The organism is Sphingopyxis sp. P1IMeth2, assembly GCF_900185685.1.
GTDB lineage: Bacteria > Pseudomonadota > Alphaproteobacteria > Sphingomonadales > Sphingomonadaceae > Sphingopyxis > Sphingopyxis terrae_A.
In genome coordinates, this window is sequence record NZ_FYAT01000009.1 from 108,424 (window position 1) to 126,148 (window position 17,725).

17 protein-coding genes are annotated in these 17,725 nt (G+C 64.7%); 11 read left to right on the top strand and 6 right to left on the bottom strand.

All coding sequences use genetic code 11. The features are described 5' to 3' along the window. The first annotated feature begins 14 nt into the window (after positions 1-14). The 5 genes from dnaG to P1IM2_RS06610 all read left to right on the top strand — a co-directional run bounded on the left by dnaG (position 15) and on the right by P1IM2_RS06610 (position 6,507). The gene (gene dnaG / locus P1IM2_RS06590; protein WP_186401871.1) at positions 15-1,895 is read left to right on the top strand and encodes a DNA primase; all 1,881 of its coding nucleotides are present in this window, start codon (positions 15-17) and stop codon (positions 1,893-1,895) included. Positions 1,896-1,930: 35 nt separating this feature from the next. Then, complete coding sequence (rpoD, locus tag P1IM2_RS06595) at positions 1,931-3,946, top strand: RNA polymerase sigma factor RpoD (RefSeq protein ID WP_058813480.1); 2,016 nt, start codon at positions 1,931-1,933, stop codon at positions 3,944-3,946. A gap of 358 nt (positions 3,947-4,304) precedes the next feature. After that, a complete protein-coding gene (locus tag P1IM2_RS06600) occupies positions 4,305-4,604 on the top strand; it encodes a PspC domain-containing protein (protein ID WP_186401872.1) in 300 nt (99 codons plus the stop codon). 273 nt (positions 4,605-4,877) lie between these two features. Beyond that, on the top strand, positions 4,878-5,549 hold the full coding sequence (locus tag P1IM2_RS06605) for a DUF6975 family protein (protein WP_186401873.1): 672 nt from the start codon (positions 4,878-4,880) through the stop codon (positions 5,547-5,549). Positions 5,550-5,661: 112 nt separating this feature from the next. Beyond that, positions 5,662-6,507, top strand: coding sequence for an AAA family ATPase (locus P1IM2_RS06610; protein ID WP_003047362.1), 846 nt, complete (start codon positions 5,662-5,664; stop codon positions 6,505-6,507). Positions 6,508-6,533: 26 nt separating this feature from the next. Here P1IM2_RS06610 and P1IM2_RS06615 read toward each other — a convergent pair whose 3' ends face one another. The 3 genes from P1IM2_RS06615 to P1IM2_RS06625 all read right to left on the bottom strand — a co-directional run bounded on the left by P1IM2_RS06615 (position 6,534) and on the right by P1IM2_RS06625 (position 8,756). Beyond that, on the bottom strand, positions 6,534-7,931 hold the full coding sequence (locus P1IM2_RS06615; protein ID WP_186401874.1) for a methyl-accepting chemotaxis protein: 1,398 nt from the start codon (positions 7,929-7,931) through the stop codon (positions 6,534-6,536). An 81-nt stretch (positions 7,932-8,012) separates the two neighbouring features. After that, positions 8,013-8,483 (bottom strand): DUF1465 family protein, encoded by a 471-nt coding sequence (locus tag P1IM2_RS06620; RefSeq protein WP_254535853.1) that lies wholly within the window; start codon positions 8,481-8,483, stop codon positions 8,013-8,015. 75 nt (positions 8,484-8,558) lie between these two features. Continuing rightward, complete coding sequence (locus tag P1IM2_RS06625) at positions 8,559-8,756, bottom strand: YdcH family protein (RefSeq protein WP_003047369.1); 198 nt, start codon at positions 8,754-8,756, stop codon at positions 8,559-8,561. 135 nt (positions 8,757-8,891) lie between these two features. Here P1IM2_RS06625 and P1IM2_RS06630 point away from each other — a divergent pair, with 135 nt between their 5' ends. Next, a complete protein-coding gene (locus P1IM2_RS06630; RefSeq protein ID WP_003047371.1) occupies positions 8,892-9,050 on the top strand; it encodes a YdcH family protein in 159 nt (52 codons plus the stop codon). Between the two features lie 48 nt (positions 9,051-9,098). Here the strand turns inward: P1IM2_RS06630 and P1IM2_RS06635 are convergent, their stop codons facing one another. The 3 genes from P1IM2_RS06635 to P1IM2_RS18875 all read right to left on the bottom strand — a co-directional run bounded on the left by P1IM2_RS06635 (position 9,099) and on the right by P1IM2_RS18875 (position 11,737). Then, positions 9,099-9,488, bottom strand: coding sequence for a PilZ domain-containing protein (locus P1IM2_RS06635; protein ID WP_186401875.1), 390 nt, complete (start codon positions 9,486-9,488; stop codon positions 9,099-9,101). 91 nt (positions 9,489-9,579) lie between these two features. Beyond that, positions 9,580-10,041, bottom strand: a complete 462-nt coding sequence (dksA, locus tag P1IM2_RS06640; RefSeq protein ID WP_003047377.1) for an RNA polymerase-binding protein DksA — start codon at positions 10,039-10,041, stop codon at positions 9,580-9,582. Positions 10,042-10,747: 706 nt separating this feature from the next. Then, positions 10,748-11,737: a hypothetical protein gene (locus P1IM2_RS18875; protein ID WP_254535851.1), complete on the bottom strand. Its 990-nt coding sequence runs from the start codon at positions 11,735-11,737 to the stop codon at positions 10,748-10,750. Between the two features lie 162 nt (positions 11,738-11,899). Between P1IM2_RS18875 and serS the strand changes: the two genes are divergently transcribed. The 5 genes from serS to rimO all read left to right on the top strand — a co-directional run bounded on the left by serS (position 11,900) and on the right by rimO (position 17,667). Beyond that, entirely contained in the window at positions 11,900-13,174 is a 1,275-nt protein-coding gene (gene serS / locus P1IM2_RS06650; RefSeq protein ID WP_186401876.1) for a serine--tRNA ligase, read from the top strand. Between the two features lie 114 nt (positions 13,175-13,288). Further along, positions 13,289-14,068 carry a 5'/3'-nucleotidase SurE gene (gene surE / locus P1IM2_RS06655; protein ID WP_186401877.1) on the top strand — a complete coding sequence of 260 codons (780 nt, stop codon included), beginning with the start codon at positions 13,289-13,291 and terminating at the stop codon, positions 14,066-14,068. A 41-nt stretch (positions 14,069-14,109) separates the two neighbouring features. Then, positions 14,110-15,180 carry a M23 family metallopeptidase gene (locus P1IM2_RS06660; protein ID WP_186401878.1) on the top strand — a complete coding sequence of 357 codons (1,071 nt, stop codon included), beginning with the start codon at positions 14,110-14,112 and terminating at the stop codon, positions 15,178-15,180. Continuing rightward, complete coding sequence (locus P1IM2_RS06665) at positions 15,177-16,232, top strand: potassium channel family protein (RefSeq protein WP_186401879.1); 1,056 nt, start codon at positions 15,177-15,179, stop codon at positions 16,230-16,232. Before P1IM2_RS06660 ends, P1IM2_RS06665 begins: the two co-directional genes overlap by 4 nt. A 64-nt stretch (positions 16,233-16,296) precedes the next feature. Beyond that, positions 16,297-17,667: a 30S ribosomal protein S12 methylthiotransferase RimO gene (gene rimO / locus P1IM2_RS06670; protein WP_186401880.1), complete on the top strand. Its 1,371-nt coding sequence runs from the start codon at positions 16,297-16,299 to the stop codon at positions 17,665-17,667. Positions 17,668-17,725: the final 58 nt, after the last annotated feature.

A 17,725-nucleotide genomic window follows, 5' to 3' on the forward strand; every position in this document is an offset into this window, starting at 1 on the left:
GGCATGGCAAAACCATGACCCTCACCCCGCAATGGCTGGATGAACTGCGCTCGCGGATCACGCTGTCGACCCTCATCGGGCGGACGGTGAAGATCACGCGTGCGGGGCGCGAATATAAGGCCTGTTGCCCCTTTCATAACGAAAAGACGCCCAGCTTCACGATCAACGACGAAAAGGGCTTCTACCACTGCTTCGGCTGCTCGGCGCATGGCGATGCGATCCGGTGGATGACCGACCAGCGCGGCCTGTCGTTCATGGACGCGGTAAAGGAACTCGCTGCCGAGGCGGGGATGGACGTCCCCGCCCCCGACCCGCGCGCCGCGAAAAAGGCCGAGGAGCAGGCGAGTCTGCGCGACGTGGTGCAGGGCGCGGCCGACTGGTTCGCGCAGCAGCTTGAAAGCACCAACGGAGCCCCGGCGCGCGACTATCTGGCGAGGCGCGGTATTTCGGACGCCCCCCGCCGCGCCTTTGCCTTTGGCCTCGCCCCCGACAGCCGCAGCGCGCTGAAAGAGGCGCTCAAGAAATTTCCGACCGCGATGCTGGTGGAGTCCGGCATGCTCATCGCGGTCGACGACAAGGAGCCCTATGACCGGTTCCGCGGCCGGCTGATGATCCCGATCCGCGATGCGCGCGGGCGCGTGATCGCGTTCGGCGGCCGGATCCTGGGCGACGGCGAGCCCAAATATCTGAACTCGCCCGATACGCCGCTCTTCGACAAGGGGCGCACGCTCTTCAACCTCGACAAGGCAAGCCCCGCCTCGCGGCAGACGAACCGGGTGATCGTCGTCGAAGGCTATATGGACGTCATCGCGCTTGCCGAGGCAGGGATCGCCGACGCCGTCGCGCCGCTCGGCACCGCGCTGACCGAGAACCAGCTTGGCATGCTGTGGCGGATGGTGCCGGTGCCGCTGCTCTGCTTCGACGGCGACAATGCCGGGCAAAAGGCCGCGATGCGCGCGGCAACGCGGGCGCTGCCGCTACTCCGCCCGGGCTTCAGCCTTGCCTTCGCGACCCTGCCTGCGGGGCAGGATCCCGACGATCTTGTCCGCGCCAAGGGCGCCGCAGGCTTTGCCGCCATCCTCGATGAAGCGCAGCCGCTCGTCGAACGGCTATGGGCGCATGAGGTTGCGGCGGGGCCGCTCACCACCCCCGAAGAGCGCGCGGCGCTCAAGACGCGGCTGCTCGCCCATGCCGACGCGATCCAGGATGCCGACGTGCGGCACCATTATCGCGAGGCGTTTCGGGAGCGGCTCGACGCGCTGTTCGCGCGCCCGCGCGCCGAGCGTGGCGGGCGCGTTCCTTGGGCGCCGCAGGCATCGCGCGGAGGCGGGCGCCGCTTCGCGCCCGACCCGCGCCTGCAACCCCCGGCCGACGAGACGCGCTCCATCGGCAAGGCCGGAATCGCGGCGCCGCTTGCCGCGGCGCTGCTCGGCGGACTGCTTCGCTATCCGCAGGCGATCGCCCGCAATGAAGAGGCACTCATACGGCTCGCTGTGCCCGATTCTGCCGACGCCGAACTGCTCCGCGCAATACTTGACAGCGCGGCAGCGCAAGAAGGGCTTGATACCGAGGGGTTGCTTGCCATATTGGAGCCAATGAAAGTGTATAATAGGGCGACGACATTGCTCAGAGCCGACGGAATGCACTTCTCATTCAATCGAAGGCTCGAAGGCGAAGAGGTTGAAGCGGCTCGGGAAATCGCGCTGCGTGACCTTGACGAATATATCGGCGTGCTCGTGACGCAGCCTGAAATCCGCGCTCGGCTTGCCGAGGCGACCGCGGACTATATGCGCACGATGGACGACGAGGGCCATGCCCGACAGCAAAAGCTGCGCGCGATGGATGAGGAACTGACCCGCCGCCTGGCCGCGCTGTCCGACAGCAGCCAGAGCTGACATATATTGCCCCAAGGCAGGAACGACTGAAGCATATGGCCACCAAGAACACCGAAGCCGACACCGACGCGCCGCTGATCGACCTCAACGAGGCCGACGTCAAAAAGCTGATCGCGCGCGGCAAGAAGCGCGGCTACCTGACCTACGACGAGCTCAACGAAGCCCTGCCGCAGGATCAGATGTCTTCGGAGCAGATCGAGGATATCATGTCGGCGATTTCCGACATGGGCATCAACATCGTCGAAAGCGACGAGGATGTGCAGGAAGAAGCCGAACAGGAAAGCGATGACGATATCGACGTCAGCGCCAACACCGGTTCGGTGTCCAATCCCGCGATCGAAAAGAAGAAGGAAACGGTCGATCGCACCGACGACCCGGTGCGCATGTACCTGCGCGAAATGGGCGCGGTCGAGCTTTTGAGCCGCGAAGGCGAAATCGCGATCGCGAAGCGCATCGAGGCGGGCCGCGACACGATGATCCTCGGCCTGTGCGAAAGCCCGCTGACCTTCAACGCAATCATTGAATGGTCGAACGCGCTCAACAACGGCGACATGCAACTGCGCGAGATCGTCGACCTCGAAGCGATGCTGTCGAAGGATCCGGCGCCCGAAAACCTTGATGACGAGGGCGAAGGCGACGACGGCGAAATCAGCGAAAAGACCGCGGGCGTCTCGTTCAAGGACGAAGACGAGGTCGAGGAAGAACCTTCGGCCGACGGCGATGACGAGGACGGCGAAGGCTCGTCGGGCAAGCGCGAAAGCTTTGAGGAAGACGACGAGGACAACACGCTGAGCCTCGCCGCGATGGAAGAATTGCTCAAGCCCGACGCGCTCGAGAAGTTCGCTAATATCACCAAGAGCTTCAAGGCGTTCCAGAAGCTTCAGGACGCCCGGCTCGAGGCGCTGTCGACGGCGGGCGACTTCCCCGACGCGCAGGAAAAGAAATATCACAAGCTGCGCGAGGAACTTACCGCGCAGGTCGAAAGCGTGCAGTTCCACGGCACCAAGATCGAATATCTGGTCGACCAGCTTTACAGCTACAACCGGCGCCTGACTGCGCTCGGCGGCCAGATGCTGCGCCTTGCCGAACGCCATAAGGTGCCGCGCAAGGCTTTCCTCGACCATTATGTCGGGCGCGAGCTCGAAGAAAACTGGCTCGACGAAGTCGGCAAGCTCGACAAGAAGTGGGCGGCGTTCGCCGAGAATGAGGGCGCGGCGGTCGACCGCATCCGGACCGAGATTTCGGAAATCGCCCAGGCGGCGGGCATGAGCCTGCCCGAGTTCCGCCGCGTCGTGAACATGGTCCAGAAGGGCGAGCGCGAAGCGCGCATCGCCAAGAAGGAAATGGTCGAGGCGAACCTGCGTCTCGTGATCTCGATCGCGAAGAAATACACCAACCGCGGCCTGCAGTTCCTCGACCTCATTCAGGAAGGCAATATCGGCCTGATGAAGGCGGTCGACAAATTCGAGTACCGCCGCGGCTACAAGTTCAGCACCTATGCGACCTGGTGGATCCGGCAGGCGATCACCCGCTCGATCGCCGACCAGGCACGCACGATCCGCATCCCGGTCCATATGATCGAGACGATCAACAAGCTGGTGCGCTGCAGCCGTCAGTTCCTCCACGAAAGCGGCCGCGAGCCGACGCCGGAGGAAATGGCCGAGCGTCTGTCGATGCCGCTCGAAAAGGTCCGCAAGGTGATGAAGATCGCCAAGGAGCCGATCAGCCTCGAAACGCCGATCGGCGACGAGGAAGACAGCCATCTCGGCGATTTCATCGAGGACAAGAACGCGGTCATCCCGGTCGATGCCGCAGTGCAGTCCAACCTCAAGGAAACGGTTACGCGCGTTTTGGCGTCGCTTACGCCGCGTGAAGAGCGTGTTCTCCGCATGCGCTTCGGCATCGGCATGAACACCGACCATACCCTTGAAGAGGTCGGCCAGCAGTTCAGCGTGACGCGCGAACGTATCCGCCAGATCGAGGCGAAGGCGCTGCGCAAGCTCAAGCATCCGAGCCGCAGCCGCAAGATGCGCAGCTTCCTCGACCAATAGGTCGATCCGCACCGAAAAATCAGACACCCCGCCCCAACCGGCGGGGTGTTTTGTTTCGGGTCCGGCGTGACATTTTTGCTGCACCGCACAAGAATCTGGCGCGGCATCTTAAAATTTTCACCTTTCCCAACCAGATGAGACGCCGTCGGCGTATCGCTTCAGCCTCGGTTCAGGCGATCACGCCGATTGGCACATTGTCCCGATTGATGGGAATAATTTCAACAAACACGGGCGCATTCCTCGATCGGGGATGCAAAAAAGCCCGGAAAATGGAGAGAATGACCAATTGGCACGCCCATTGCTTAGTCATGGGCAGGAGCGGCCTCCCCCCACCGCCGCCAAGAGGAAAGACCGAACGATGGCAAACGAAAACCAGAATATCTTCTCCCGCCAGGACACCTTCTTCGGCATCTGCGAAGCGGTGGGCCAGGATTTCGGCTTCAACCCCCTGTATCTGCGTCTCGCGTTCGTCGCACCGCTCTTCTTCTTCCCGGTGCAGACCTTCGCGGCCTATTTCGGCCTCGGCCTGATCGTGCTCGCGTCGCGCTTCTTCTTCCCGTCGCAGCGCGCTGCCGATACGGTCGACGCCCCGGCGCTCGCCGAAGCGGCGCCGGCTGCCAAGGCCGAAAAGGCCGAGGAACTCGCACTCGCCGCTTGATTCGAACCGGGGCCGGCTCTCCCTCTCCCTTGCACCGGCCCCGCCCATGTTGCGGCGCTCCACTGGACCGCAACAGCGCAGGGACCGGCAGCTCAACCCGCTGCCGGTCCCTTTGCGCGTCGAACCGAGGGCCGCTGTGCAGGAGTGGGACAGAAGCGCCTGAAATCGCTCGCCCCTCATAAACGCGACGTTTACGACGTTCGGCTAATGCTGATCCCCTGATTTGCAACGGCGCCGGTCGCAAGAGCCGCCGCAACAGACGAGGATGCAGCCTTGAGCCAGTCGCCCCAGCCCCAGGCCCAGACGCGCGGCATTGCCGAACTGCTCGACACGCTCGTCGCGAGCGAGGGAACGGGCGCGCACGGCCATGTCAAATCGGGTGCGCTGTCGAGCGGCCCCGACGCGATGCGCAACCTTGCCGACGCGGTCCATTTTCTCTGCCTGCTCCACGGCCGCTATCCCGGCATCGTCGACAGCGCGGCGCGCAAGGCGGTCGATGCGGCATCGCGCAAATGGATGGACGAAACCGCGCAAGCCTTTGCGCAGGAACGCGCCTTCCTGTCGAAAATCGCGGCGGCGGTCGGTCCGGTGCCGAGCACGCAAGGCCAGGCCCAGTGCGAGGCGGCGGTCGCCGCGCAGCGCAAGGCGCTCGACATGCTCGCTGAATCCGATCGCAATGGTTGCGCGATGGGCGCGGCGATCGCGCTGACACTCGATTGGCGGACGATCCGCGTCCTGCTCGACATCAGTGCCCAGCGGCTTGACATGAAAGTCCCACGCTGCACCCTGCCCGACTTGCGCGAAACCGCTCGTCTTGCCAATGCCGTCGCCGAAACACCGGCGGTCGAGCGCGCGATGGCCTTTGGCGCGCAGCAGCTCATCGCACAGCACAGCGGCCTGTGGGATCTGATGGCCGCCCGCGCCGCCAGCCGCACGCACGCCTGACCGGGAACGTCCACGCCGCGGCAGCCGTGGCGACGCTCCGCTTGCACCCTTCCCTCGCGCTCGCTATGCCCATCCCGGTTGACGTTCACGTTAAGGGAAAGGGCGAGCCGCCATGCGCTTCGAAGGAACCAGCGCCTATATTGCAACCGACGACCTGAAGGTCGCGGTCAATGCCGCGACGATGCTGCGCCGCCCGCTGCTCGTGAAGGGCGAACCCGGCACCGGCAAGACCGTGCTGGCCGAAGAAGTCGCCAAGGCGTTCGGTGCGCCGCTGATCACCTGGAACATCAAATCGACGACCAAGGCGCAGCAGGGCCTCTATGAATATGACGCGGTTGCGCGCCTGCGCGACGGACAGCTCGGCGAAGAGCGCGTCCACGACATCCGCAACTATATCAAAAAGGGCAAGCTGTGGGAGGCCTTCACCTCCGAGCAGCTTCCGGTGCTGCTGATCGACGAGATCGACAAGGCCGATATCGAATTTCCGAACGATCTGCTTCAGGAACTCGATCGCATGGCTTTCCACGTCTATGAAACCAACGAAACGGTGACCGCGCGCGAACGCCCGATCGTCGTCATCACCTCCAACAATGAAAAGGAACTGCCCGACGCCTTCCTGCGCCGCTGTTTCTTCCATTATATCAAATTCCCCGATCGCGACACGATGGCCGAAATCGTCGAGGTCCACTTCCCTGGCATCCAGAAAACGCTGGTCAGCCGCGCGATGGATATCTTCTACGACGTGCGCGACGTGCCCGGGCTCAAGAAAAAGCCCTCGACCAGCGAGCTCATCGACTGGCTGAAGTTGCTGCTCGCCGAGGACATGCCGCTCGAGGTGCTGCAGAACCGCGACGTCGGCAAAGCGATTCCGCCACTGCACGGCGCGCTGCTCAAGAATGAGCAGGATGTGATGCTGTTCGAAAAGCTCGCCTTCATGGCGCGCCGGCAGGGTAGCTGAGCCAGCGTCGCTCGCAATGACCGCCGTTACAGCTGGTAGGCAACCTCGACGTCGCCCCAGCGGCGACCGTTGATGACCGCGGGCATATAGACGTTGCGCACCGTCACATAGTTGGTGCCGTCGCCTTCCTGGCGATACACCGACATGAAGAAGGGCGCGCTGCTGCGCTTTGCCGCCGCGTCGACATCGTCGAACAGGATGCGGCCGTTGCGGCAATGCGCGGTGTCATGTTCTAGATCGCCCGTCGGCGCGCGCGAACATTCGGTGATGTGCGTCGGCAGGAAGCCGTTCATGTCGCCCGCCGACGACATCTTGATTTCGGGATGCTGCGCCACGGTGCGGTCGAACAGCGGCCGCCAATGGGCGTCGGCCCAGTCGCAAAGGCTGGTGCGGAAGCGTTCGGGGTTCGATCCCGGAACGCGCACATAATTGGTGTCGAACAATTGCTCCATCGTCAGTTCGCCGCGCGCGAGCGCCGCTTCGGCCAAGGCGACGAATTCGTCGCGGACCGACGCGGCCAGATCGACGATCGCGCTGTCCTGGGGGCTGACGCCGGCGGAAATCACCGCGTTGAACATGCGGTTCGACACATTTTCCATTGTCAGGATCGAATCGCGCGTCCTGTTCAGCGTCGCGCCATTGTCGCGTACCGATCCGACGACGCGGTCGAGCGCCTCGCGCACCTTGGCGCCATTGGCGTGCACCATCGCGCTCGATTGCGCGATACGGTCGCTCTGATCATCGAGCAGCGCGACGAGATGCGTCGCATCGTGCAGCGCATCGGTGATCGTCTCGAACTGCGCCTCCGCCCGCCCCGACTGCTCGACCCCCGACTGGATTTCGGTGACGAGACCGGCGGCTTCGGTCGACAGGCTGCCGATCGAACGACGGATTTCGTCGGTGGCGCTGCGGGTATTCTGCGCCAGCTTCTTCACCTCGGCGGCGACGACGGCAAAGGTGCGGCCGGCATCGCCCGCACGCTCGGCCTCGATCGCGGCGTTAAGTGCGAGCATGTTGGTGGTTTTGGCAATCTGCTCGATCGACTGGCTGACCTGCTGCACCTGCTCCATCACCGACGCGAAATTGGTGACATGCGTTCCCAGCCGCGCGACCAGATCGATGACCGAGCGGAATTCGGTGACCGCGCTGTTGACGCGCTCGGCCCCGGCGTCGAGCTGCTCGCACGCGCGCGCCGACAACAGCTTCGCCTCGTCGGTCGAATCGGCGATCTGGCGCTGGTCGGCCTCCAGGCTGACGACATAATCCTCCAGCCGGCCCAGCTCCGAAATCTGGCGCTGCATCTGGTCGGTGGCGCGCTGGATCTGGCCCGCGGCATCGCTGCAGCCGACGGCAAGCTCGCCGCAGTCGCTGGCAACCGACTGGTCGAGATTCTGCGCGGCGGAACTGATCGGTTCGAATTTCATTGGCGCACCCACTTATGACTCCGGGCGAACCTTGGCGCACATTGGTTAACGCCGCGTCAATGCTTGGCGGGACCAGTTCGATCAAAGCCTTGCTTCGAGTTGGGCCAGCAGCGCCTGCACCGGCCGCACCGCTTCGTCGGCGGTCCATCCCGCCTCGATCCGCGCGATACGGTCGAACAGGCGCTCGCTCGCCGCCACGATTCTCTGAAGATTATCGTCAAAATGCGCGCACAGCGCATGGTCGGCAGGAACCGGCGCGCCGATGTGCGCTGCGCTGTCCTCGGGGCCGGCACCGGGGTCGCCCGCGAACATGGCGCGGCGGTGGAGCAGCCAGGCGATGATGTGCATCAGCCGCGTTGTCGTCTTCAGCGATTCGCACGCCAGCCCGACCTGCAGGATCGGATCGCGCGCCACCGCCTCGAAATCGCGATGCGCGCGGAAGGCGGCATGCGCCTCGTCGGCGAGCAGCATCGCCTCGATATAGAGATTTTCGACCTGCGCGCGCTGCACCGGCTGCGTCGCCATGCCGTTCCGGATCGGTCCCCTGAACATCGGCATCGAATGCCACGCCACGCAGCGCCGCCGCAAGGACGCTAACCATGAATTTAGGGAGCGTCCCGTTTTGAATCAGGCGATTATGTCGGGCAGCAACTGATCCTCGCACCAGCTGATCTCGTCGCGCAGCTTGAGCTTGCGTTTCTTCATCCGGGCAAGCTGGAGCTGATCGGGAACCGTCGCGTCGCCCAGTGCGATGATCGCGGCGTCGAGATCGCGATGCTCGAGCCGAAGCAGTTCCAGGCGCTGGGCGATTTCTTCCGGGTTCACGCCGCTTCCCTGCCACGATCACGGCCCGTCCGCAACGGGGACCATCTGGCCGAAACGCGACCATCCGGGCGGGACAAGCGGGGCGAATCATGTTTTACTCGGAGCTGCCAACCGAGTCGAAAAGGAGAATGGCCTATGAGCAGCTCGCACCTTTCCGCCCTGAAGTCCCGCCACGCGGACCTCGACGCGAAAATTGCGAATGAAGAGCGCCGCCCCGCACCGGACATGGCCTTGCTGGCGCAAATGAAGAAGCAGAAACTCAAGATCAAGGAAGAGCTGCTCGCCGAAACCTGAGGCGAGCAGAGCGCTATCGCCCGCTGATGCCTTTCGATGCGAAACGCATCAGCGTCGGCGGTAGAGCGAAGCCTTCTTGTCCAGCGCCGAAATATAGGCCGGGACGTCCATCTTCTGAACCACCTGCCGCCGCACCGCGTGCGGATCGATCGGTCGCTCGAACGCCACCCCGAATTTGCCTTCGCCCACCCAGACGACATGCCCCGGCACAAAGCCGAGATTGCGCAGTTCGATCTCGGCCGTTGCGCCTTGCGCCAGCCCCGGCACGACGGCCTCGGCCAGCATGCCACCCGCCGACAGGTTGCGCACACGCACCGTCACGGGCCTGGACTGACCCGGAAACAAAAGATTGGCCTGCATGAACAGGCTGTCGCGGTCGGCGCAGCGCGACAGCGAAGCGACCTCTTCGTCCAGCGTTGATGGTATGCGCGATTCCATGGCGACCCGTTCCCCGAATTGCGTTCGGAGCAACCCTAGGGCCCGGTACTTTACCGAATCGTAAACAGCGGCGCTTCTGTCCCGATTGGGATCAGTCTTCGCGCGAGATCCGCTCGTTGCGTTCGTGGCGTTCCTGCGCTTCCAGAGTCATCGTCGCGATCGGACGCGCTTGCAGACGGGCGAGCGAAATCGGTTCGCCCGTCACCGCGCAATAGCCATATTCGCCCTCGTCGATGCGGCGCAGCGCCGAATCGATCTTCGCGATCAGCTTGCGCTGACGGTCGCGCGTCCGCAGCTCGATCGCCCAGTCGGTCTCGCTCGATGCACGGTCGGCAAGATCGGGTTCGCGCAGCGGACCGTCCTGCAAATGGGCCAGCGTCGATTCGGATTCGGTGAGGATCGACTTCTTCCAGGCGAGCAGCAGGTTTCGGAAATATTCCTGCTGCCGCTCGTTCATGAACGGCTCGTCGTCGCTGGGAACATAATCCGAATCGAGATTGGACTTGGCTTCGCGGAGAGCGTCGGCGCCTACTTCGGCAACATTGGTCGGCATGAGGAGCGTCCAAGTCCTTTCCTGATCGCCTGGCTCGCCGAGCTTGGCGAACCAAGGATTGCGCCGGGCCTATAACCAGCCCTCCGATGCGATACAAGCGCGAAGCGGACCGCTTGCCCGCGCGCGGCTGAAGCAGTGCTGAACCGGCCCGGCGGAGGCGCACTCACGACAAGCCGCGCCCAAGCTCTCGCGACCGCCGCATGCCGCTGCAAATTAACCGGTTGAGGCCATTTGGCGTGAAACACGTATTGTTTTGGGACAGTTACGCGCATTTCGGTTGATTTCGCATATCAATTCCCGCTGTCGGACAATCAAACGCGGTTAACGCAATTGCCGCGTTCACAAAGCTTTGGCCTTTTGGCGCTAGCGAAGGCGCGCACGGGTGTCGGTCAACGACATGGGGCGCACCTGCAACGGGAAAGAGAGAGTAACCTATGTCTGTCCGAATGGCCCTCGCCAAGCTTTGTGCCTGCACCTGCGGCGGCGCGATCATCGGTAGCGGCGCGATGCAGATCGCCGACGTACCGGCTGCGGCTGCGCAGGTCCAGAAATCGGGCTCCTGTTGCAAGAAGGTCGTGCGCAAGCGCCACGTGGCGAGAAAACCCGTCAAGCGCGTCCGCCGCGTCGTCACGACCAAGCGCGTGATCCGTACCGTGACCCCGCAGCAGCAGGTCGTCACCCAGACGATCCCCCTGCCCCCCATCCCCTATGCCCCCTTCCCGCCGCGCGGCGAAGGCTTTGGCGGCGGCAGCAGCGGCGGCGGCGTGACCGTTATCGGCGGCGGCTTTGGCGGCGGCTTCGGCGGCGGCTTCTTCGGCGGTTTCTTCGGCGGCAGCTCGGGTGGCAGCAGCGGCAGCGTGGTCGTCACCTCGACCACCACCGGCGGCCTCAGCTCGACTACCAGCAGCACCTCGGGCGGCGTATCGACGTCGACGGGCGGGGTTAGCACCTCGACCTCGACCGGCGGCGTTTCAACCTCCACGGGCGGCATCAGCTCGACCACCTCGACGGGCGGCGTCAGCACCTCCACCGGCGGCGTTTCGACCTCGACCGGTGGCGTCAGCACCTCGACGGGCGGCGTATCGACCTCCACGGGCGGCGTGAGCACCTCGACCGGCGGCGTTTCGACCTCGTCGGGCAATGTCAGCTCCTCCTCGTCGAGCAGCAGCTCGTCTTCCAGTTCCTCGTCCTCCTCTTCTTCCTCGTCGTCGAGCTCGTCGTCGTCGGGCGGTGGCAGCTCGCACGGCAGCTCTGGTTGGGGCAGCTCGTCGAAAGGCGGCTCCTCGCATGGCAGCTCGGGCTGGGGCAGCTCGTCGAAGGGCGGAAGCTCGTCGCACGGCGGGTCGTCGTCGCACGGCGGAAGCTCGGGCAGCTCCGGCGGTTCGGGCAGCAGCAGCTCCTCAAGCTCGTCGTCGAGCAGCAGTTCCTCTTCATCGAGCGGCAGTTCGTCGAGCGGCGCGACCTCGTCGGGCGCGACCGGTGGCAGCAGCAGTTTCGGCGGATCGAGCAGCAGCTCGTCGTCGTCATCTTCGTCGAGCAGCAGCTCGTCGAGCTCATCCTCCTCGTCCAGTTCCGGCGGCAGCACGAGCAGCGGATCGTCCGGTGATCCAACCCCTGTTCCTGCGCCTCCGATGATGCTATTGTTCGGTGCAGCAGCAGCCGCGCTCGTCGCGCGCCGCCGCGCCGCGAATCGCAACGGCGACGAAGCTGACGCGGCCTAACGGATCCACTGGAGGTCATGGGGGGGGAGACCCAGACCACCTTCTGGGGGCCACTCTTAGGGGTGGCCCCCTTTTTTGCGTCCCGATGATATCCGCGCAGGGTTGCGCCGCGAAGGCAGCAACGCCATAGCGCGGCGATGCACGATATCCGCCTGATCCGGGAAAACCCGCAAGCTTTCGACGCCGGCCTCGCGCGCCGCGGCTTCGAACCCATGTCCGCGACGATCCTCGCCGCCGACGCCGAATTGCGTGCGCTCCAGACCGCGATCCAGGCATCGCTGGCGCGCCGCAACGAAGCGTCGAAACTGATCGGCCAGGCGATGGCACAGGGCGACAAGGATCGTGCCGAATCGCTCAAGAGCGAGGTCGCCGCGCTCAAGAAAAAGCTCCCGGCAGAGGAACAGGCCGAACGCGACCGGCTCGCCGCGTTGCAAGACATATTGGCGGCGCTGCCCAACCTGCCGGCCGACGACGTCCCCGATGGCCTCGACGAAGAGGGTAACGTCGAAATCGCGCGCTGGGGAACCCCGCGCAGCTTCGATTTCCAGCCGAGCGAACATGCCGATTTCGGTCCCGCGCTGGGGCTGGATTTTGAGACCGCGGCCAAGATGTCGGGCGCGCGCTTCGCCTTTCTGAAGGGGCAGATGGCGCGGCTCGAACGCGGGCTCGGCCAGTTCATGCTCGACATGCAAACGGGCGAGCCGGGCTATGTCGAATGCGCAACGCCGCTGATGGTGCGCGACGAGGCGGCGTTCGGGACCACGCAACTGCCCAAATTCCGCGAGGACCTGTTCCAGACGACCGACGGTCGCTGGCTGATCTCGACCTCAGAGATGAGCCTGACCAATGCGGTGCGCGAAGAGATCCTGCCCGAGGCCGAGCTGCCCATCCGCATGACCGCGCTCACGCCCTGCTTCCGGTCGGAGGCTGGATCGGCGGGGCGCGACACGCGCGGCTATATCCGCCAGCACCAGTTCTGGAAGGTCGAGCTTGTCTCGATCGTCCGGCCCGAGGATTCGGACGCCGAACTCGAACGCAAGACGCGCTGCGCCGAAGCGGTGCTCGAAGCGCTCGACCTGCCCTATCGCAAGATGCTGCTATGTGCGGGCGACATGGGATTTGCCGCGCGCAAGACCTATGACCTCGAAGTCTGGCTGCCGGGACAGGGGGCCTATCGCGAGATTTCGAGCTGCTCGAACTGCGGCGATTTCCAGGCGCGCCGGATGAACGCCCGCTTCCGCCGCGACGGCGCCAAGGCGAATGAATTCGTCCATACGCTCAATGGTTCGGGGCTTGCGGTGGGCCGCACGCTTGTCGCCATCCTGGAAAATTATCAGCAGGCAGACGGCAGCGTCGATGTTCCGCCCGCACTCTTGCCCTATATGGGCGGGATCACGCGGCTGGTGCCCTGATCCGCCATTGCGAGCGCAGCGAAGCAACCTCCAGCCTTCGACCAAGCGCAAATATTCCGCTGGAGAATGCTTCGTCGCTGCGCTCCTCGCAATGACATATAGTCTGGAAAAGCCATGCGCATCCTTCTGACCAACGACGACGGTTATCACGCCCCCGGCATGGCCGTGCTCGAAGCGATCGCGCGCCAGCTTTCCGACGACATCTGGGTCTGCGCCCCGGCAGAGGAGCAGTCGGGCGCCGGCCACTCGCTCACCCTCTCGCGCCCGGTGCGCGTGCGCGAGCATGGCGAACGGCGCTGGTCCTGCACCGGCACCCCGACCGATTCGGTGATGATCGCGATGGGCAAGCTGATGCCCGAAAAGCCCGACCTGATCCTCTCGGGCGTCAATCGCGGCGCGAACCTTGGCGACGACATCACCTATTCGGGCACCGTTTCGGCGGCGATCGAGGGTGCGCTGGCCGGCATCCCCGCCATCGCGCTGAGCCAGGTCTATGCGCGCGAAGGCATGGGTGACGCTGTGCCGTTCGAGGCGGCCGAGGCATGGGGCGCCAAGGTGCTGCGCCCGCTCGTCGCCATGGCGATGACGCCGCGAACGCTGATCAACGTCAATTTCCCCGCCATCCCCGCCGAAGCGGTGAAGGGCATCCGCGTCGTGCGGCAGGGCTTCCACGATTACAGCCGCGGCTCGATCGTCGAGGGCACCGACCCGCGCGGCTATCGCTATTACTGGTTCGGGCTGCACGGGATCGAACATTCGCCCGGCCACGACACCGACCTCGAGGCGATCGACGACGGCTATATCGCGGTGACGCCGCTGCAACTCGACCTCACCCACGACGCCTCGCTCGCCGCGCTGCGCGGCGCCTATGCCGCGCGATTGGCGTCGGATTAACCATAGTAGATTTCCCGGCGCGGCTCTGCCAAAGGACCGCGGTGGGGAAAATTCATCATTATATCGGCGCGTTGACCGGCGCCCTCGCCCTGTCGGCCTGTATTCCGGCCACCACCGCTCCGGCTCCGCGTGCGGCTGCACCGACGCAGCAGGCCCGAGCTTCCGACTTCGAGCGCGGTTCACTTGGCGAGGTTGTCGGCGGCGACGCGCGCCCGATCTGGACGCTTCAGCGCGTCGCGGCCAACGCCCGCGATATTGCCGCCTCGACCTATGTTGTGCGTCCCGGCGACACGCTGCGCGCGATCGGCGCGATGACCGGCGCGGGGTCCGAGGCCATCGCGATGGAGAATGACCTTGCGCCGCCCTATACGCTGCACCCGGGGCAGCAACTGCGGATTCCGGCGGGTCGCTATCACCGCGTCGCCGCGGGCGAGACCGGCATTGGCATCGCCCATGCCTATGGCGTCGATTGGGGCGAGGTGGTGACGATCAACGCGCTTGCCGAGCCCTATATCCTGCGCGTCGGTCAGCGCTTGCGCCTGCCTGCTTCGGCCCGGCCGCTGACCCCTGAGCAGGTCGATGTCGCCGCGCGCGCCGCCGCCTTCCGTCTCGACATCGACGATATCATGACCGGCAGCCAGCCCGCGCTCGCCGCCAGAACGCGCCCCGCCGCCGCCAGCGCCGCGCCGCGCGCGCCCGTCACCACCGCCATCGCGCCGCCCGCCGCCTTTTCGGGCCGTTTCCAATGGCCGCTGCAGGGCAAGCTGATCGCACGTTTCGGTCCGCTTGCACCCGGCAAGGTCAATGACGGGATCAACATCGCCGCCGCGCGCGGGACGCCGATCCATGCCGCGGCGGCCGGGGTCGTCGCCTATGCCGGCGATCAGATTGCGGTCTATGGCGGCCTGATCCTCATCGATCATGGCGGCGGCTGGATGAGCGCTTATGGCCATGCGGCCAAGATCGACGTCCAGCGCGGACAGGCGGTCAAGGCGGGCGAGGTGATCGGCCTCGCCGGCGCCACCGGGCAGGTGCAATCGCCGCAACTCCATTTCCAGCTCCGCAAGAATCGGATACCCGTCGATCCGATGAAGCAGTTGCCGCCGCGATGAGCCGTCGTCCGTCCGACCGACTGAAGCTCCAGCACCGGTTTCAACCGCTGCGCCGCGCGAGCAAATGGCCCGTCTGGGCGGATGTCACCGCGCGGCTCGGCCTCGCCTTCTTGCTGATCGCCTTCGTCGTCCTCGTGCACTGGATCGATCGCGCCGGACTGAAGGACAGCCACGACGGCCACATCAGCTTCCTCGACGTCGTCTATTTCACGATGATTTCTGTCACGACCACCGGCTTCGGCGATATTGCGCCGGTATCGGACCGCTCGCGCCTGATCGAGGCGCTGATCGTGACCCCGATCCGCATCGCCGTGCTCTTCATCTTCGTCGGCACGGCCTATAGTTTCGTCATCAAACGCACATGGGAAAAATGGCGCATGGCTCGCATCCAGGCAAAACTCACCGATCACATCGTCGTTCTGGGCTTCGGCGTCAGCGGCGGCGAGGCGGTTCACGAACTGATCGCGCGCGGCACCGATCCCGCTTGCATTGTCGTCATCGATCCGTCGCGCCAGCGCATCGATGCCGCCGAAGCGATGGGTTGCAACGTGCTGGAGGGCGATGCGTCGAGCGACGAAACCTTGCTCGACGTGCGGATCGCCCAGGCCCGCTCGGTGCTGGTATCGGCGGGACGCGACGACACCTCGATCCTGATCGTCCTGACCGTCCGCCATCTTGCTCCGCAGGTACCGATCAGCGTCGTCATCCGTACCCAGGACAATGAATTGCTCGCGCGCCAGGCCGGCGCGAACGACGTCATCAACCCGGTCAGCTTCACTGGACTGCTGCTCGCCGGATCGGCGCAGGGTGCGCACATCGCCGACTATATGGCTGACCTGGCCTCGGTATCGGGCAAGGTGCAGCTCAACGAGCGTCCGGTGCACCCCGAAGAAATCGGCAAAAGCATCGACGAACTTGCCAGCGGCGGCCGCGGCCTGCGCATCTATCGCGGCGGTCAGCCGATCGGCTTCTGGGAAGCGGGTGCAAAATCCCTGCAGAGCGGCGACATATTGGTCGAAGTCATCCCGTGCGAGGCGTGCGAAGCCGATTAGGCTTTACGCCCAAGCAGCGGGCGCGTGACAAGGGCGCAAAAATCGCCTATGCGCGCGGCCGATCATGACAATCAAGACCCTCCCCGCCCAGCCGAAAGTCGGCATGGTTTCGCTCGGCTGTCCGAAGGCACTCGTCGACAGCGAACGAATTCTGACCAAATTGCGCGCCGACGGCTATGGCCTGTCGCCCGATTACGCTGGCGCCGACGTCGTGCTCGTCAACACCTGCGGCTTCCTCGACAGCGCGAAGGAGGAAAGCCTGGAGGCGATCGGCGAGGCGATGGCGGAGAATGGCCGCGTCATCGTCACCGGCTGCATGGGCAACGAGGCGGAGGTCATTCGCGCGCGTTTCCCCAACGTCCTCGCGGTCACCGGCGCGCATCAATATGAACAGGTTGTCGATGCGGTCCACGAGGCGGCGCCCCCGACGCAGGGGCCATTCGTTGATTTGATCCCCGAAGGCGGACTAAAGCTCACACCGCGCCACTACAGCTATTTGAAGATCAGCGAAGGCTGCAACCACAGCTGCGCCTTCTGCATCATCCCCGATCTGCGCGGCAAGCTCGTCAGCCGCCGCATCGACGCGGTGCTGCGCGAGGCTGAAAAGCTCGTCGCGGCAGGGACGAAGGAGTTGCTGGTGATCAGCCAGGACACCTCGGCCTATGGCGTCGACATCCGGCACCAGCCGCGCGAATGGCAAGGCCATGAGGTGCGTGCGCACATGACCGACCTCGCGCGCGAGCTCGGTCAGTTAAAGACCGGCGACGGTCGCGCGCCGTGGGTGCGGCTCCACTATGTCTATCCCTATCCGCACGTCGATGCGGTGATCCCGCTGATGGCCGAGGGGCTGTTGACGCCTTATCTGGACATCCCCTTCCAGCACGCGAGCCCGAAGGTTCTGAAGGCGATGAAGCGCCCGGCGAACGAAGCCAAGGTGCTCGAACGGCTGAAGGCATGGCGCGCGATCGCACCCGACATCGCGATCCGTTCGAGCTTCGTCGTCGGCTTCCCTGGCGAAACCGAAGAGGATTTCCAGTATCTCCTCGACTGGCTCGACGAGGCGCAGCTCGACCGCGTCGGCGCCTTCCGCTTCGAACCCGTCGCGGGCGCGCAGGCGAATGCCCTGCCCGATCCGGTCCCCGAAGAGGTCAAGGAAGAACGCTACCAGCGGATCATGGCGAAGACCGCAGCGATCAGCGCCGCAAAGCTTGAAGCCAAGGTCGGCCGCACGCTTGCCGTCATCATCGACGAAGTGGGCGAAGCCGACGAAGAAGGCAGCATCGGCGCCACCGGCCGCAGCCAGGCCGACGCCCCCGAAATCGACGGGCATGTCTATCTGCGCGACGTCGCCGCGACGCTGAAAGCCGGCGACATCGTCGATGTGGTGGTCGAAGATGCCGACGAGCACGACCTGTTCGGGGTCATCGCGGGCTGATCGCCCTCTTCCTGATCCGCACAAATTGTTGGAACGGCTTTCGCCGATCGATGTTATC

Coding starts and splice junctions, on each gene's coding strand:
- dnaG (WP_186401871.1), top strand. CDS start 15: ATGACCCTCACCCCGCAATGGCTGGATGAACTGCGCTCGCGGATCACG.
- rpoD (WP_058813480.1), top strand. CDS start 1,931: ATGGCCACCAAGAACACCGAAGCCGACACCGACGCGCCGCTGATCGAC.
- P1IM2_RS06600 (WP_186401872.1), top strand. CDS start 4,305: ATGGCAAACGAAAACCAGAATATCTTCTCCCGCCAGGACACCTTCTTC.
- P1IM2_RS06610 (WP_003047362.1), top strand. CDS start 5,662: ATGCGCTTCGAAGGAACCAGCGCCTATATTGCAACCGACGACCTGAAG.
- P1IM2_RS06615 (WP_186401874.1), bottom strand. CDS start 7,931: ATGAAATTCGAACCGATCAGTTCCGCCGCGCAGAATCTCGACCAGTCG.
- P1IM2_RS06620 (WP_254535853.1), bottom strand. CDS start 8,483: ATGTTCAGGGGACCGATCCGGAACGGCATGGCGACGCAGCCGGTGCAG.
- P1IM2_RS06630 (WP_003047371.1), top strand. CDS start 8,892: ATGAGCAGCTCGCACCTTTCCGCCCTGAAGTCCCGCCACGCGGACCTC.
- P1IM2_RS06635 (WP_186401875.1), bottom strand. CDS start 9,488: ATGGAATCGCGCATACCATCAACGCTGGACGAAGAGGTCGCTTCGCTG.
- dksA (WP_003047377.1), bottom strand. CDS start 10,041: ATGCCGACCAATGTTGCCGAAGTAGGCGCCGACGCTCTCCGCGAAGCC.
- serS (WP_186401876.1), top strand. CDS start 11,900: ATGCACGATATCCGCCTGATCCGGGAAAACCCGCAAGCTTTCGACGCC.
- surE (WP_186401877.1), top strand. CDS start 13,289: ATGCGCATCCTTCTGACCAACGACGACGGTTATCACGCCCCCGGCATG.
- P1IM2_RS06665 (WP_186401879.1), top strand. CDS start 15,177: ATGAGCCGTCGTCCGTCCGACCGACTGAAGCTCCAGCACCGGTTTCAA.
- rimO (WP_186401880.1), top strand. CDS start 16,297: ATGACAATCAAGACCCTCCCCGCCCAGCCGAAAGTCGGCATGGTTTCG.